The 15386-nt window shown below is 70.6% G+C and carries 14 protein-coding genes; 8 read left to right on the top strand and 6 right to left on the bottom strand.

Annotation, left to right across the window (positions count from 1 at the left end; translation table 11 throughout):
* Window positions 1-41: 41 nt before the first annotated feature.
* Window positions 42-1487: a glyceraldehyde-3-phosphate dehydrogenase gene (locus tag AOQ53_RS02470; RefSeq protein WP_059414557.1), complete on the bottom strand. Its 1446-nt coding sequence runs from the start codon at window positions 1485-1487 to the stop codon at window positions 42-44.
* A gap of 190 nt (window positions 1488-1677) precedes the next feature.
* Between AOQ53_RS02470 and AOQ53_RS02465 the strand changes: the two genes are divergently transcribed.
* On the top strand, window positions 1678-2565 hold the full coding sequence (locus tag AOQ53_RS02465; RefSeq protein WP_059414555.1) for a hypothetical protein: 888 nt from the start codon (window positions 1678-1680) through the stop codon (window positions 2563-2565).
* Between the two features lie 51 nt (window positions 2566-2616).
* On the opposite strand, the gene AOQ53_RS45675 is transcribed toward AOQ53_RS02465, so the two are convergent.
* Window positions 2617-3204, bottom strand: a complete 588-nt coding sequence (locus AOQ53_RS45675; protein ID WP_236711528.1) for a D-(-)-3-hydroxybutyrate oligomer hydrolase — start codon at window positions 3202-3204, stop codon at window positions 2617-2619.
* Window positions 3205-3268: 64 nt separating this feature from the next.
* Between AOQ53_RS45675 and AOQ53_RS45670 the strand changes: the two genes are divergently transcribed.
* The 4 genes from AOQ53_RS45670 to AOQ53_RS02445 all read left to right on the top strand — a co-directional run bounded on the left by AOQ53_RS45670 (window position 3269) and on the right by AOQ53_RS02445 (window position 7346).
* Window positions 3269-3475 (top strand): hypothetical protein, encoded by a 207-nt coding sequence (locus tag AOQ53_RS45670; RefSeq protein WP_059414554.1) that lies wholly within the window; start codon window positions 3269-3271, stop codon window positions 3473-3475.
* A gap of 179 nt (window positions 3476-3654) precedes the next feature.
* The gene (locus AOQ53_RS02455) at window positions 3655-4092 is read left to right on the top strand and encodes a Fur family transcriptional regulator (protein WP_059414552.1); all 438 of its coding nucleotides are present in this window, start codon (window positions 3655-3657) and stop codon (window positions 4090-4092) included.
* A gap of 51 nt (window positions 4093-4143) precedes the next feature.
* Window positions 4144-6369, top strand: a complete 2226-nt coding sequence (gene katG, locus AOQ53_RS02450; RefSeq protein ID WP_059414549.1) for a catalase/peroxidase HPI — start codon at window positions 4144-4146, stop codon at window positions 6367-6369.
* Between the two features lie 179 nt (window positions 6370-6548).
* Entirely contained in the window at window positions 6549-7346 is a 798-nt protein-coding gene (locus AOQ53_RS02445) for a carbonic anhydrase (RefSeq protein ID WP_059414548.1), read from the top strand.
* A gap of 46 nt (window positions 7347-7392) precedes the next feature.
* Here AOQ53_RS02445 and AOQ53_RS02440 read toward each other — a convergent pair whose 3' ends face one another.
* Window positions 7393-8802, bottom strand: a complete 1410-nt coding sequence (locus AOQ53_RS02440; protein WP_059414546.1) for a hypothetical protein — start codon at window positions 8800-8802, stop codon at window positions 7393-7395.
* Between the two features lie 127 nt (window positions 8803-8929).
* A complete protein-coding gene (locus AOQ53_RS02435; RefSeq protein WP_059414544.1) occupies window positions 8930-10648 on the bottom strand; it encodes a VanW family protein in 1719 nt (572 codons plus the stop codon).
* 219 nt (window positions 10649-10867) lie between these two features.
* On the opposite strand from AOQ53_RS02435, the gene AOQ53_RS02430 reads away from it, so the two are divergent.
* The 3 genes from AOQ53_RS02430 (at window position 10868) to AOQ53_RS02420 (ending at window position 13781) form a co-directional block, all read left to right on the top strand.
* Complete coding sequence (locus AOQ53_RS02430; RefSeq protein ID WP_059414586.1) at window positions 10868-12124, top strand: glycosyltransferase family 4 protein; 1257 nt, start codon at window positions 10868-10870, stop codon at window positions 12122-12124.
* Entirely contained in the window at window positions 12121-12957 is an 837-nt protein-coding gene (locus tag AOQ53_RS02425) for a transferase (protein WP_059414542.1), read from the top strand. The genes AOQ53_RS02430 and AOQ53_RS02425 overlap by 4 nt, the downstream gene beginning before the upstream one ends.
* A gap of 161 nt (window positions 12958-13118) precedes the next feature.
* Complete coding sequence (locus tag AOQ53_RS02420; RefSeq protein ID WP_059414540.1) at window positions 13119-13781, top strand: YceI family protein; 663 nt, start codon at window positions 13119-13121, stop codon at window positions 13779-13781.
* A 26-nt stretch (window positions 13782-13807) separates the two neighbouring features.
* On the opposite strand, the gene AOQ53_RS02415 is transcribed toward AOQ53_RS02420, so the two are convergent.
* Window positions 13808-14308: a molybdenum cofactor biosysynthesis protein gene (locus AOQ53_RS02415; protein WP_059414538.1), complete on the bottom strand. Its 501-nt coding sequence runs from the start codon at window positions 14306-14308 to the stop codon at window positions 13808-13810.
* A gap of 56 nt (window positions 14309-14364) precedes the next feature.
* Window positions 14365-15366, bottom strand: coding sequence for an MASE1 domain-containing protein (locus AOQ53_RS02410; protein ID WP_408055128.1), 1002 nt, complete (start codon window positions 15364-15366; stop codon window positions 14365-14367).
* Window positions 15367-15386 lie beyond the last annotated feature (20 nt).

The raw sequence follows: 15386 nt of genomic DNA, 5'->3' as shown, positions 1-15386 counted from the left end.
GGGGCGTGCCAGCCGGACACGCCCCGCGTGGTCCCCAGGGCTCAGACCGCCGGAGCCGGGTAGGTCGGGTACTCCACCCCGGACACGTGCTGCACGACACGGATGACCTGGCAGGAGTAGCCGAACTCGTTGTCGTACCAAAGGTAGAGGATGGCGTTGTCGCCCTCGACCTTGGTGGCGCCGGCGTCGACGATCGAGGCGTGGCGCGAGCCGATGAAGTCGCTGGAGACCGCGTCGGGGGCGCTGATGAAGTCGATCTGGCGCTTCAGCGGCGAGGTCAGGGACACCTCGCGCAGGTAGTCGAGAACCTCCTGGCGGGTGGTCTCCCGCGCGAGCTGGAGGTTGAGGATCGCGATGGAGACGTCCGGCACCGGGACCCGGATGGAGCTGCCGGTGATCTTCGCCTTGAGGTCGGGCAGCGCCTTGGCGACGGCGGAGGCGGCGCCCGTCTCGGTGATGACCATGTTGAGCGGCGCGCTGCGGCCCCGGCGTTCGGACTTGTGGTAATTGTCCAGCAGGTTCTGGTCGTTGGTGAACGAGTGGACGGTCTCCACGTGGCCGCGCTGGACCCCGAACTCGTCGTCCATCGCCTTCAGCGGCGGCACGATCGCGTTCGTGGTGCACGAGGCGCAGGACAGGATCTGCTCGTCCGGCTTGATCGTGTCGTGGTTGACGCCGTGCACGATGTTCGGGACGTCGCCCTTGCCGGGCGCGGTCAGCACGACCTTGTCGATGCCGGGGCGCAGGTGCGTGGACAGGCCCTCGCGGTCGCGCCACTTGCCGGTGTTGTCGATGAGGATGGCGTTCTTGATGCCGTACGCTGTGTAGTCGACCTCGGACGGGTCGTTCGCGTAGATGACCTTGATCGCGTTGCCGTTGGCGACGATCGTGCTGTTCGCCTCGTCGACGGTGATCGTGCCCTGGAACTGGCCGTGGATGGAGTCGCGGCGCAGCAGCGAGGCGCGCTTGACGATGTCCTGCTCCCCACCGCCGCGCACGACGATGGCCCGCAGCCGCAGACCGTTGCCCGAACCGGACTTCTCGATCAGCAGCCGGGCCACGAGCCGGCCGATGCGGCCGAATCCGTAGAGGACGACGTCTCGCCCTTCGCGGCGCTCGATCTTGTTGGCTCCGGTGGCACCGGCGACGGCCTCGGCGGTGAACTCCGCGACCGACAGACCGCGGTCGTCCTCGCGGTACGTCGCGGCGAGCATGCCGATGTCGATCTGGGACGGCCCGAGGTCGAGCTCGGCCAGGGTCTGCAGGAACGGCAGCGTCTCGGTGACGGAGAGCTCCGCACCGGCGATCTGCCGGGCGAACCGGTGGGTCTTGAGGAGGCTGACCACCGACTTGTTCACCAGGGAGCGGCTGTGCAGCAGGACGGTCACGTCCCGCTCCCGGTGCAGCTTCCCGATGATCGGGATCATCGACTCCGCGATCTCCTCGCGGTTCTTCCAGTTGGTGAACGAGTCGTCGTTGACAGTCACAGATCCATCTTTCGAGCTAGGCGGCGCTCATATGTTAAACCGTCGATTTCTCGATCATGAACGGGGTGCCTCCGGAGCGTTCCACCGCCGAAAGGCCCCGCCCCACGAGCCCCTCGCCGCCTCGCCTGGGATGATCGGGGCACAGCCTCCACGCGACTCGGAACAGAGCCCCCACGCGAAAGGGACGCTCATGGACTTCGACGCTGTGGCCGACGAGTTGTACGCCCTGCGGCCGGAGGAGTTCACCGCCGCCCGCGCATCGGCCGTGGCCGCCGCCCGCACCGCCGGCGACCGGGAACTCGCCGAGCGGATCGGCACGTTGCGCAAACCCAGCCTCGCCGCCTGGGCCAGCAACCTCCTGGTCCGCAGCCGGCCCGGCGATGTAGAGCCCCTGCTCCGCCTGGGCGAAGGCCTACGGCACGCCCACCACGCCCTGGACCGCACACAACTGCGCGAACTGAGCCGGCAGCAGCACGCGCTTATCCGCGCCCTGTCCGCTCAGGTCAGGCAGCTCGCCGCGGAGGCCGGCCATCCGATCGGCGAAAGCGTGCAGCGCGAGGTCGAGAACACGCTGCACGCCGTCCTGGCCGACCCCGAGGCCGCCCGGGCATGGGCGAGCGGCCGGCTGGCCAAGCCGCTCAGCGCCGCCGTCGGCTTCCCGGCCGTCACGCAGAGCGCCCTCACGGGGAGCGCCACGACACAGCGTGGCACCTCCGTCACGACGGTCCCCTCCCGCCCGGACCGCAAGGCCGGTGAGCAACAGCGGCGACGGCTGGCACAGGCCCGCCGGGACGTCGAGGCCGCCGAGCGGGAGCTGCGGGCGCTCAAGGACGAGGCTGCGGCCGCAGGCCAGGCCGCGGAGGAGGCGAAACAGCAGGTGGACCGCCTCCAGCGGCGCGTCGACGAACTCGCCGAGGAACTGGCACGCACCAGGGAGGAGCACCAGCAGGCCCGCTTCGCCGAGCGGTCGGCCCGGGAACGGGCACGCACGGCTGACCGCCGCGTCCGCGAAGCCGACCGCAAAGCCGCGACGGCCGCCGCCCAGCTCGAACGCCTGACCTCATCGGACGACCGGTAGGCGGGCCGGTTTTCATAGGACGGGGGGTCTCATGGGCACGTTGGCCGGCTCTCAGCCGGGCACCTGGACCGCACCGGAGTGCACGCGGATGCGCTCCCCGGGTGCGGGCGACACCGGGACGGGCGGCACGTCGGCCCGGGTGAGAGCGGGCGCGTGGCCGGGCTCGCCCCCGCGCGGCACGGTCCGTACGACCTGGCTGGGCGGCAGCGGACGGTCCTCGGTGAGCCCGGCCCACGTCAGGTCGAGTGCTGCTGGGAGTAGAAGCCGAGTGGGACGTAGCGGCTGTCGTAGCCGGGCGCGCCCCGGACTGGCCGGGGTGGTCCTGCCCAAGGTGCACACCGCCGCCGACGTAGCGCTCGGGATCGCCTCATCGGCTGGTGCGAACACGAACGCGGCCTGTCCGCCGGCACGACGGACCTCGTCCCGTTGCTGGAGTCGGCCCGCGCCCACGCCTACGACATCGCCGCGGTCCCCCGTGTCGCATACGCCGGCGCCCTCACCGCACCCGGCCGCGACGTGGAACGCGCCGTCGGTTACCGGTGGAGCCCGCAGGGCCCCGAGACCCTGGCGTTCCCGCGTCCTGCTCGATGTCCGTGCCGCCGGAGCGCCGTGCCCGGTGACCGGACTGTAGGCGGACATCACCGACCTGAACGGCCTGCGTGCCTTCGCCGAGCAGAACCGCGCCCTGGGCTACGAGGGAACGATGGCCATCCACCCGGCCCACGTCCCCGTGCTCAACGAGGTCTTCGCCCCCACCCGCGAAGACCTCGACCGCTGCGCACGCCTCGTCGCAGCCTCGGAGTCGGCCCAGCGCGACAGCATCGGCGCCCTCACCTTCGAGGGCCGGCTGGTCGACGAGGTCATGGCCGAAACGGCACGGGCGGTGCTGGCGCGACACGGACACGGCTGACACCATCCCGCCACCGCACCCAAGCCCGATCATCGATGCTGTGACGGAGCTCACAGTGCGCCGGCAAGGGCGCCCCGCCAAGCCGCGCACGCGTCACGCCCGGCCGCACCCGCGCGACACCAAAATTGAACTGTTCGTTTTCTTGAACTGCTCGTGTTTGTGTGGATAGGTTGTCCGCCATGACCGCATCCCGGACCCCGACCACCGCCGAGGAGCTGCGCGGTGCCGGCCTGAGAGTGACGGCCGCCCGCGTCGCACTGCTCGAAGCCGTGCGGGACGGTGACCACCTCGGCGCCGAGGCGATCGCCACCGAGGTACGCGGCCGCGTCGGCCACATCTCCGTCCAAGCCGTGTACGAGGGGCTCCACGCACTCACCGCGGCCGGACTCATACGCCGCCTCGAACCACCCGGCAGCCCGGCCCTGTACGAGGGGCGGGTCGGCGACAACCACCACCACCTCGTGTGCCGGTCCTGCGGGGCCGTCGCCGACGTCGACTGCGCGGTCGGCCACGCCCCCTGCCTGACCGCGTCCGACGACCGCGGCTTCGCCGTCGACGAGGCCGAGGTCATCTACTGGGGCCTGTGCCCCGCCTGCTCCACCGCCCGCAGTACCTGAGCGATGTGATCCACCCGAGCACCGTGTTCCACCCCGTCCGGAAGGATTTCCATGACTGAGAACCACGACGCGATCGTCACCGACCCGAAGCAGGAGGAGACGAGCGGCGGCTGCCCCGTGGCGCACGGCCGCGCCCTGCACCCGACCCAGGGCGGCGGCAACCGTCAGTGGTGGCCGGAGCGCCTCAACCTGAAGATCCTTGCGAAGAACCCCGAGGTGGCCAACCCCCTCGGTGAGGAGTTCGACTACGCCGAGGCGTTCCAGTCCCTCGACCTCGCGGCCGTGAAACAGGACATCGCCGAGGTGCTGAGCACCTCGCAGGACTGGTGGCCCGCCGACTTCGGCCACTACGGCCCCCTGATGATCCGGATGGCCTGGCACAGCGCGGGCACCTACCGCATCAGCGACGGCCGCGGCGGCGCCGGCGCCGGCCAGCAGCGCTTCGCCCCGCTCAACAGCTGGCCGGACAACGGCAACCTGGACAAGGCCCGCCGTCTGCTGTGGCCGGTCAAGAAGAAGTACGGCCAGAGCATCTCCTGGGCCGACCTCATGATCCTCACCGGCAACGTCGCCCTGGAGCAGATGGGCTTCGAGACCTTCGGCTTCGCCGGCGGCCGCGAGGACGTCTGGGAGCCCGAGGAGGACGTCTACTGGGGCCCCGAGACCACCTGGCTCGACGACAAGCGCTACACCGGCGACCGCGAGCTGGAGAACCCGCTCGGCGCTGTCCAGATGGGCCTCATCTACGTCAACCCGGAGGGTCCGAACGGCAACCCGGACCCGATCGCCGCCGCCCGCGACATCCGTGAGACGTTCCGCCGCATGGCGATGAACGACGAGGAGACCGTCGCCCTGATCGCCGGTGGCCACACCTTCGGCAAGACCCACGGCGCGGGCCCGGCCGACCACGTCGGCGACGACCCCGAGGCCGCCTCCATGGAGGAGCAGGGCCTGGGCTGGCGGAGCACCTACGGCACGGGCAAGGGCGGGGACGCCATCACCTCCGGGCTGGAGGTCACCTGGACCTCGACGCCGACCCAGTGGAGCAACGGGTTCTTCAAGAACCTCTTCGAGTTCGAGTACGAGCTCGAGCAGAGCCCGGCCGGCGCCAACCAGTGGGTGGCCAAGGACGCCCCGGAGATCGTCCCGGACGCGCACGACTCCTCGAAGAAGCACCGCCCGAAGATGCTCACCACCGACCTGGCGCTGCGCTTCGACCCGATCTACGAGCCGATCTCCCGCCGGTTCTACGAGAACCCGCAGGAGTTCGCGGACGCCTTCGCCCGCGCCTGGTTCAAGCTGACCCACCGTGACATGGGCCCGAAGTCGCTGTACCTCGGCCCGGAGGTCCCGGAGGAGACCCTGCTGTGGCAGGACCCGCTGCCCGAGGCCGAGGGCGAGGCCATCGACGCCGAGGACATCGCGACCCTCAAGACCAAGCTGCTGGATTCGGGCCTGTCCGTCTCCCAGCTGGTGTCCACCGCGTGGGCGTCCGCTTCCACCTTCCGCGGCAGCGACAAGCGCGGCGGTGCCAACGGCGCCCGTATCCGCCTGGAGCCGCAGCGCGGCTGGGAGGTCAACGAGCCCGACGAGCTGGCCCAGGTCCTGCGGGTCCTGGAAGGCATCCAGCAGGAGTTCAACTCCGGCTCCGGTGCCAAGAAGGTCTCCCTGGCCGACCTGATCGTCCTCGGCGGCTCCGCCGCCGTCGAGAAGGCCGCCAAGGAAGCCGGCTTCCAGGTGGAGGTTCCCTTCGCCGCGGGCCGTGTGGACGCGACGCAGGAGCACACCGACGCCGAGTCCTTCGAGGCGCTCGAGCCGACCGCCGACGGGTTCCGCAACTACCTCGGCAAGGGCAACCGCCTGCCGGCCGAGTTCCTGCTGCTCGACAAGGCGAACCTGCTGACCCTGAGCGCCCCCGAGATGACCGTCCTGGTCGGCGGCCTGCGGGTGCTGGGCGCCAACTACCAGCAGTCCCAGCTCGGCTTGCTCACGAAGACGCCCGGTTCGCTGACCAACGACTTCTTCGTCAACCTGCTCGACCTGGGCACGACGTGGAAGGCGACCTCGGAGGACCAGACGACGTTCGAGGGCCGCGACGCCGCCACGGGCGAGGTCAAGTGGGCCGGCAGCCGCGCCGACCTGGTCTTCGGCTCGAACTCCGAGCTGCGGGCGCTCGCCGAGGTCTACGCGAGCGACGACGCGAAGGAGAAGTTCGTGAACGACTTCGTCGCGGCGTGGGTCAAGGTCATGAACCTGGACCGGTTCGACCTGGTCTGATCACACCCGCCTGACAGGACGCCCCGGGCCGGCCGGCCCGGGGCGTCCCGCGTCTTTCCTGAACGGCCTTCCTGAGGGATCGTCAAAGACCGTTCAAGGTAAGAACATTACTTACCCAACTCTCACCATGAAACGGCAAGGACCGCGGCCAGGCCGGGATCCGGGCGTACGTTCTGGTCGTGAACACTGATTCCGTTGCCCACAGAGGCGCCGGCCGTGAACCGCACCCCTTCGCCGGTCCACGGCCGACCACCGGCGGCACCGTCCGCCGCACACTCCTGCGCACCGCGCTGACCGGGGCCGCAGCTCTCGGCGCGGGCCTCGGCGCCGCCCGGACCGCCACCGCGGCTCCCGGTGCCCCCCACACCCCGGCCCCCGGAACTGAACCACGGCCGAGTACCCCGGCGGAGGCCCTGAGGGAACTGGCCGCGGGCAACCGCCGCTGGCGCGCCTTCCGGGAGCGCCACCCGCACGAGAACCTCGAGATCCGGCGGACGTTGGCCACCGCCCAGCACCCCTTCGCGGTCGTGCTCGGCTGCATCGACTCGCGCGTGCCCCCGGAGCTGGTCTTCGACCAGGGTCTGGGCGACCTGATGACGGTCCGCACCGCCGGCGAGGTCCTGGACGAGGCGGTCCTCGGCAGCGTCGCCTACGGCGTCCTGGAACTCGGCATACCCCTGGTCGTGGTCCTCGGACACCAGTCGTGCGGCGCGGTCCGTGCCGCCGTAGAGGCGGAGCAGTCCGGGACCCGGCTGCCCGCTCACATGCAGTACCTGGTCGATCAGATCAGCCCCGTCATAGACCACGGCAAGGAGGGTGACGCGCGGATCGACGCGACCGTGGACGCCAACGTCCGGCTCGTACGCTCCCGCCTCGCCGCTGAGCCCGAGCTCGCCGCCAGGATCGGCACCGGCCGCCTGGCGATCGTCGGCGCCCGCTACGAACTGACCGACCAGGCGGTCCACCGCCTCGCCTGACATCCCGCCCGGTCCGCTGCACGCGACAGCGGACCGGGCCGCTCTGTCACGCCTGAAGAGGGTTGTACCGAGCCGCCGCCATCAGGTACCAGGCCGTCGCACCCGTGTGCCGGTACGGGTAGTAGCCGAAGCCGAACCCGGTGTCCAGCGGACTGCTCGCGGACACCACCCCGGCCCGCTCCGGCAGCGCCTTGCCGCCGACGGTCTGACCGCCGCCCAGCAGGTCCTGGGCCTGCTCGGTCGACGCGAGCAGCCGCCGGGCGCGCGCCTCGTCACCACGCATCCCACGGTCCCGCAGAGCGAGCGCGAGATGAGCCGTCCCCTCGAACCACACACCGTTGCGGTCGGGTTTGGGCTGTCCCTCCGCGATCGGCGCGTCCTCGTTCGCCACGAGGCTCGCGGAACTGAAGGTGACGCCCTCGTACGACTGCCCCGCGGGCACCGTGCTGTTCGTGCGGCCCGCGTGATCCCGGACCGCGAGCTCCGCCACGGCCCAGTCCAGCGAACGGGCGTACCCACCCCTGCGGGAGCCGAGCGCCAGATGGGTCCAGGTCTGGGTGTCCTCGGGAATCGGGGACTTGTTGACGGTCACCCCGTCGTTGGTGCCGGTGTAGAAGAAGCCCCCGGCCGGCTCCCACATCCGCTTCACGAACGCCTCGGCCCGTCCGCGTCGCTCCAGCCACACCCGGTCACCGGTGAGCCGGGCGAGCCGGCCGAAGAGACACACCAGGTCGGTGTTGTGCTCCGTCGAGGTGAATGGCAGCCTCTGATTCGCCCCGTCGACCCCGAACTTGTAGCCGCCGAGCGGCTCGTCGGTACGGCCCGTCCGCTCGATCCACTCGCCGATCCGCACGGCACCGGTGAGGAAACGACGCGCCCCGGTACGGCGGGCCAGGGCGCTCAGCGCGATGCCCGCCCAGGCCATGTCGCCCACCGCCGTGCCGGTGAAGCCGAACTGCGTACCGACGTTGGCGGTGCCGTCCGCCCGTACGAAGCCGTCGGGCTGCGGCGAGCCGTCGTAGAAGGTGTACGGCCCGGCGTTGTAGGCCTGCCGTAGCCTGCCGTCGTCGAACGCCGGGTCGTGTGTCTGGGCGTAGAGCAGGGCGTCACCCAAGTCCGTTGCCCTGGCCAGGCTTTCCGGCCTCCGGTCCGCGAGGTGGGCCAGGACCGCCAGGGCGTTGTCGTACGTGAACGCGGTGCTGAACAGGCCCGCCTGGTCGGTGTAGCTCTGGGCCAGGCGGACGCTGCCGTGGCCGGGATAGGCGTCCATGGCGGCGGCGAGAAAGGCGCGCCCCCGGGCCGGGGCCGACAGCGACCCGGCACCGCCGGCGGCACCGTCCGCACCGGCAGCCAGGGCCTGCCCGGAGGCTGCCGCGGCGATCCCCGCGGCGCTGATGCCGAGGCCGGCACCGATGAGCGAACGCCGGCTCAGCGCCGGGCCTTGTCTGCCAGTCATGGATCTCCTTTGAGAGCGCTCTCAGCACTGGGCGCTCATTGTGCTGGGGCCCTCGGGGCGGGTCAACGCCCCGGCGGGAAAGGAGACTTCCACGGGCATTTCACGGGCAGCGCGAACGGCGGGTGGATCACTCGCAGACGATCTCGTCACGCGGCGTGTAGTGCGTGCGGAACGGCTCCCGCTTCACTTCCCGGCCGTCGTCGTAGAAGACGCGCTCCACGGTGACGTCGAACCCTTCGAGCGGCGTCTGCGGCACGCACTCCTTGTCGTCGCTCACCTTCTTCTCGGGCTTCTTCACCTCGGTGCGCGGACCCTTGACCGACTTGATCTCGTCGTACTTCCTGGTGCCGAGGAAGGAGACCGTCACGGATGTGTCCGTGGACTCGGCCTGGATGTAGATCGCCTTGCCGGAGTCGTTGGTGAACCGCAGATCCAGGCTGCCCCAGGCGACCGTCGCCTCGCGGCCCTCCGGGTAGCGCTCGATGTAGAAGGAGTGCGCGCCGTGCTCCACGGGCTTGACCCCGGCGAAGAACAACGCGTTGTACACGGTCGTCGCCACGGCCGAGACACCGCCGCCCGACGCCTTCGTGAACTGGTCGTTGAGGATGATGATGCCCTCGACGAAGCCGTTGGCCTCGGTGCGCTCGCCGACGGTCCGGTTGAAGCTCCACGTCTCGTCCGGCCTGACGAGGGAGCCGTTGATGAGTTCCACGGCCCGGCCGACGTTCTTGGTGCGGTACTCCGCCGGCTCGAAGTGGACGGTGAACGAGGACATCTTCTCCGTCAGCCCCAGCTCCGCGGCGTTCTCGCGGGTGATCTCGGGCTGGGTCCGGTGCACGGCCACCTCGCCGCTGCGGTCCGCGCCCGACCTGGTGAGCAGCGGCAGCACCGCCTTGCCCAGCGCTTTGCCGGTGACCTCCTGGCCCACCCTGGCGTCCTCGGCGACCACGGCCTTGTCGCCGTCCGGCCGCAGCCTGGCGTTCCGGGCGGTGGTGGTGACGTCGTCCAGGGGACCGGCCACGGCGGGATCGTCGCGCAGCCCCTCGGCGTCCAGCTCCGGTCTCAGTCTTCCGCCGCCGTCCGGCCGCATCGCCAGGTGCTCGCCCAGCACGGCCTGCCCGACGGTGAACCGCTTGCCGCCCGCGGTGAGCGTGACGGGCGCTGACATGGCCGGCTCGGCGAACGTGCGCACCGCCCGCCGTACCTCGCCGGCCGTGACCTTCGGCCGGGTCTCGCGGGCGGGCAGCGGCGTGACCGAGCGGGTGTCGCCCCGCAGGAAGGAGGAGCGCAGCGTGCCGACCGCGCCGTTCACGTCCAAGGCGTACCCCGTGCGGGGTACGACCTGCTCGACCCGACCGTCGTCGAAGGCGACGGCGCCGTCCCGGACCTTCTGGTCGAGCCCCTTCGCCAGCCCGCCGAGAGCGGCCCGGGCCTTGTCCTCGTCGAGGCGTACGACCGGCTCGATGTCACCGCCCGAGCGGAAGAACCCGCCGATCACACTGACCGGGTCGGCGCCGGTCCGCGCCGCCCGGTCGACGGTCTCCCCGACGTCGAAGGAGAGCCCGGCGCGCCGCGGATCGACCGTGCCCGTACGGTCACCGACCTTCACGGACAGCTCCCGCGCCCCGGCCGCGCCCAGATGCCGCTCCAGCTTCCGCACCGCCTCCGCACGGCTCAGGCCGCCGATCTCCACCCCGCGCACGGTCGTACCGGAGTCGATCTCCCCGCCCGTCAGCATCAGCCCGGCGAGATACAGCCCGCCCACGCCCACGGCCAGCGCGCCGCCGGCCAGGACGAGGGGCGGAAGGGACGTGATGCGTGAGACGGAGGTTATTCGGGGGCGCATGGGTCTCCTGGAGATCGATGACGACGGTGCACCCGATGACGCGACGCAGCTGCGGGCAAACACATCAAGCTATCCACATCCGGGCGGCACAGCGGTATGGCCCAGACCACTTATGTCCGAGATCACGCAGAAACGGGCTGGTCCGGGCCCGCCCCTCCACGCGGTCACGGAGTGATAACGGCGAACAACTGTCCGGTGGTTGGGGTCGTCTACGCCACCATGAAGATCTCTTTCCTGATTCACAACGCCTACGGAATCGGAGGCACGATCACCACCACGTTCAACCTCGCCGGGGCGCTGGCCGAGTGGCACGACGTGGAGATCGTCTCCGCGTTACGTCACCGGGAGCATCCCCATCTCGTCCTGGATCCCCGCGTGCGCCTGCGCGCGCTGGTGGACCTGCGCAAGGAGGCGGACCATCCACTGCACCAGAGACCCGCGAAGGTCTTCCCGGCCGCCGAGTACCGCCACCGCCAGTACAGCGAGCTGACCGACCAGCGGATCGGCGAGTGCCTGGAGGGGCTCGACACCGACGTCGTCATCGGCACCCGGCCCGGCCTCAACGTGCACATCGCGCGGCAGGCCCCGCAGCGCGTCCTGCGCGTCGGCCAGGAGCACCTCACCCTCGACAACCACCCGCCCGGTCTGCGCACCGCACTGCGCCGCGCCTACCGCCGCCTCGACGTGATCACCACCGTCACGGAAGCGGACGCCGCCGCCTACCGGCGCAAGATGTGGCTGCCCGGCGTCCACGTCGAGGCCCTCCCGAACAGCGTCCCCGACCCCGCGCTGCCTCCCGCCGACGGCACCGCCAAGATCGTCATCGCCGCCGGCCGGCTCGTTCCGGTGAAGCGCTACGACCTGCTCATCGAGGGGTTCGCCCAGGTCGCCGCCGCCTTCCCGGACTGGCAGCTGCGCATCTACGGCAAGGGCGAGGAAGAGCCCAGACTGCGGGAACTCATCGAACGACTCCGTCTGTGGAACAACGTGTTCCTGATGGGGGCCGCCACCCCCATGGAGGCCGAATGGGCCAAGGGCTCGATCGGCGCGGCCGCGTCCAACTTCGAGCCGTTCGGCATGACCATCGTCGAGGCGATGCGCTGCGGACTGCCCGTCGTCAGCACCGACTGCCCCTACGGCCCCGGCGAGATCATCCAGGACGGAGCCGACGGCCGGCTGGTGCCGGTCTCAGACGCCGACGCCCTCGCCTCGGCCCTGCTGGAACTCGTCAGCGACGACGACCGACGCCGCCGCATGGGCCGCACCGCCCTGGAGAACGCGCGCCGCTTCGCCCCGGGCCCCGTCGTCGCCCAGGCGGAACGCCTCCTGGAGGAGGCCCTCACGGCCCGGAGCACGGGCCCGCGAACCACCACTCCGCCGGACCGCCGAACCAACAGCGCACTGATCGGCCGGGGCCACGCCGCCCGCGACGCGGCCGTCGGCGCACTGCGCGCGATACGCAAGGGACGCCGATGACCACGCACCTCGACACCCACCTGCGCACCCACTGCACGATCGACCCGGACGGCCGTATCACCTTCCGCCTCCCGCCTGGCCCGGCCTCCCGTCCCCAGCTGCTGCTCCGGCTGCGCCCCAAGAAGGACCGCCCCGAGACGACCCTTCACCTCCTCGACCTGGAGCCCGGCCGGGCCGACGGCCACCTGCACGCCGTACTGGAACCGCATCCGGCCCTCGACGAAGGCCGCTGGGACCTCTACCTGCTGCCGGAACCGGAAGCCGAGCGACAGCGGCTGCGCCCCGGCCTCAGAGACCTGCGGGCCCTCGTCGACGGACACCTCCGAGACCGGCCCTCACCGGTCGCCGTCAGAATCCCGTACGTCACGAAGGACGGCTTCCTCGCCCTCAGGGCATGGCGGCGCACCGCCCATGCGGAGGCCCGCGCCATCGACGTCACGGAACAGGCCATGACGATCGAGGCCCGCCTGCACGGCGCCGAGCTCCTCGAGGACGCCACCGTACGGCTGCGCCTGCGGGGCAGCGACACCGTACGGGAGCTCCGCCCCTGGATCGACGACGACGGCAGAGGCTTCTCGTTCACGGCCGGGCCCGAGGACCTGACGGGTGGCACAGCGGGCCCGGGCCGGATCTGGGACGTCTTCGTCCGGCCCACCGCCGACGCGCCGCCGATCCGGATCGGCAGGCTTCTCGACGACGTGGCGGACCGCAAACACGTCTTCGTCTATCCGGCGCTCACGGCGGGCGGATCCTCCTCGCGCCCCTACTACACCATCGACAACGATCTCGCGATCGAGGTGACTCCGGCCGAATCGCCGATATGCCCGAAATGAAAAAACCGGGACTCCCGGATGGCTATTTCGTCGGCACATCGCGACAGGCATGTGTGGATTCTGTGCAAGGCGGCGGAAATAAGGCCAGAGGCCCGTCCGCAACAGCCGTAAACGCGAAGGGGACTTGCGGCAATAACCAAACTCAAGTACCTAGATAAATCATGAACCTGTTCAACCGCGTGGTGCCGTCCCGCCGGCAGGCGCCGCCAGTCCCCCCACAGCGTCCCGCGGGCGCACCGGCTGCCCCCACCGCCGTGCTGCCCGACCCCGACCTGGTGAATCTCACCGGCGAATGGGTCGTCGACCCTGCTCACAGCAGGATCGGCTTCTCCGTCCGGCATGCCATGGTGACCACCGTGCGCGGTTGTTTCCTGGAGTACGAAAGCCGCCTCTACTTCGACGCGCGCAACCCCGCTCGGTCACGGGCCGACCTCACACTGTTCACCTCCAGCGTCGACACCGGAGTGGAACAACGCGACGCCCATCTGGTCGGCCGTGACTTCCTGGATGCCGCGGCCTATCCGCGTATGCGTTTCACCAGCACCGCGGTGGAACAGGCGGGCGCCGACCTCTATCGCATGTCGGGCGACCTCACCATCAAAGGCATATCGCGGCCGGTCGTACTTGAGCTGACCTACATCGGACACGTCACCGACCCCTTCGGATACGAAAGGGTCGGATTCGACGGCACCACAACCATCAACCGCTCCGACTGGGGCCTGACGTACAACAGCAGACTGGCCGAGGGAGGTGCGATGGTGAGCGAGAAGGTGCGCCTGCAACTCGACATCGCCGCCATCCGCACGGCCCCGACGGCCGGCTGAACACATGCCGGGCGCAGGAGTGCGCCTCACGGCCCGGCGTCATCGGGCCCGGCCACGACGCGGAACGTCGCCGGGCCCAGCGTGATCATCCCGTCGTTCAGCGGCGTGCACCGCACACCGCCCCGCCCACGCAGGGCGCGCTGTGCGCCGGGGCCGATGGTCACGTCCATCCAGGCACAGGGCCGGGCCGGCCGGTTCACGGCGAACAGCACCGGCCCGGTGCCGCAGTCGAGGGCGATCGTCGATCCGACGCAGGAGTCGATGTCGACACCTCTGAGCAGGATGTTGCGGCGGGTGTGCCGGAGGTCGGCGTCCGCCGGGAGGTTCTCCCAGGCCATGAGGGTCACCGCCGCGTTCCGGTGGGCGGGCCGGGCGTAGTAGCGGTCGCCGACCAGTCCCAGGCCGCGGCGTACCTCCACCTGAGGGACGCGCTCGTCGGACGGGCCGGGGGAGGGGCCGTCCGACGGCCGTCCGGCCAGCCGGTGCGCGGGCGACACCAGCAGTTGCAGCACCTCCACCTCGGTCATGGCGTCAACGGTAAGCCTGGGCAATCACCGCCCGGTGGCCCGTCGGAGGCGTACGGTCACTCGTCCTGCCTCCGCCCGAGCCCACCGTCCTCCAGGGAGGCCCGGCCGTCCGCCGGCTCGCCCGCGGTGAGGTGTTCCAGGACCTCGACCAGTTCCTGACACGCGCGCTCCACCGAACGCCGGGTGTTGATCTGCTCGGTGATCACGGCCGACAGGATCAGGGCCGTCAGGGCCATCGCCCCGTTGAACGCCTGGAGCTTGATCATCACCTCCACCCTGGTCAGCCGATCGAACGGCCCGGCCCGGTCGGTCGCCGCCACTGTCGCCGTGATCGACGCGAAGAGGGCGCACAGCATGCTGCCGGCCAGCTGGAAGCGCAGGGCCGCCCAGATCAGCAGGGGATAGATGAGAAAGAGCAGACTGACCGGGCTGTGCGCGGCCAGCGGAACGACACAGCAGATGATCAGCGCCAGGCCCGAGGCCTCCTTCCAGCGCGACAGACGCAGCGGCGGGCGGACGCGGGACAGCAGGAGCAGCACCGGGGTGACGATCAGTACGCCCATCGCGTCCCCGACCCACCAGGCCAGCCACACGGCCCAGAAGCTCGCCCAGTCGAGCTTCCCGGTGACGAGCAGGAGGCCGGCGCCCACCGTCGAGCTGATCAGCATGGCGGTGAACGCGCCCAGGAACACCAGCGCGAGACCGTCCCGCAGCCGCGCCAGATCGGTACGGAAACCGGCCCGGCGCAGCAGCAGGTACCCGACGACGGGTGCGGCCGTGTTGCCCACGAGGACGCCGAACGCCGAGGGGCTCAGGGAGGTGAGGGACAGGATGACGAGGAAGGCGCCCAGGGCGATCCCCGGCCAGCAACGCAGCCCGAAGATCAGCAGGAAGGTGACCGAGACGCCGGTGGGAGGCCAGACGGGGGTGACGACCGAGCCCTCGACGACCAGTTCCCGCAGCAGGCCCAGCTGGCCCGAGACGTAGTAGCAGGCGGCGACAGCCAGCGTCTGCAGAGCGACGACGACCGGCCTACGCAGATCCTGGCTACCCACCACAGCAGCCATGAGACACCGAG

This window comes from Streptomyces azureus (assembly GCF_001270025.1).
Lineage (GTDB): Bacteria > Actinomycetota > Actinomycetes > Streptomycetales > Streptomycetaceae > Streptomyces > Streptomyces azureus.
Note: the sequence above shows the minus strand (reverse complement) of the source record. Positions and strands in the feature narration are given on the sequence as shown.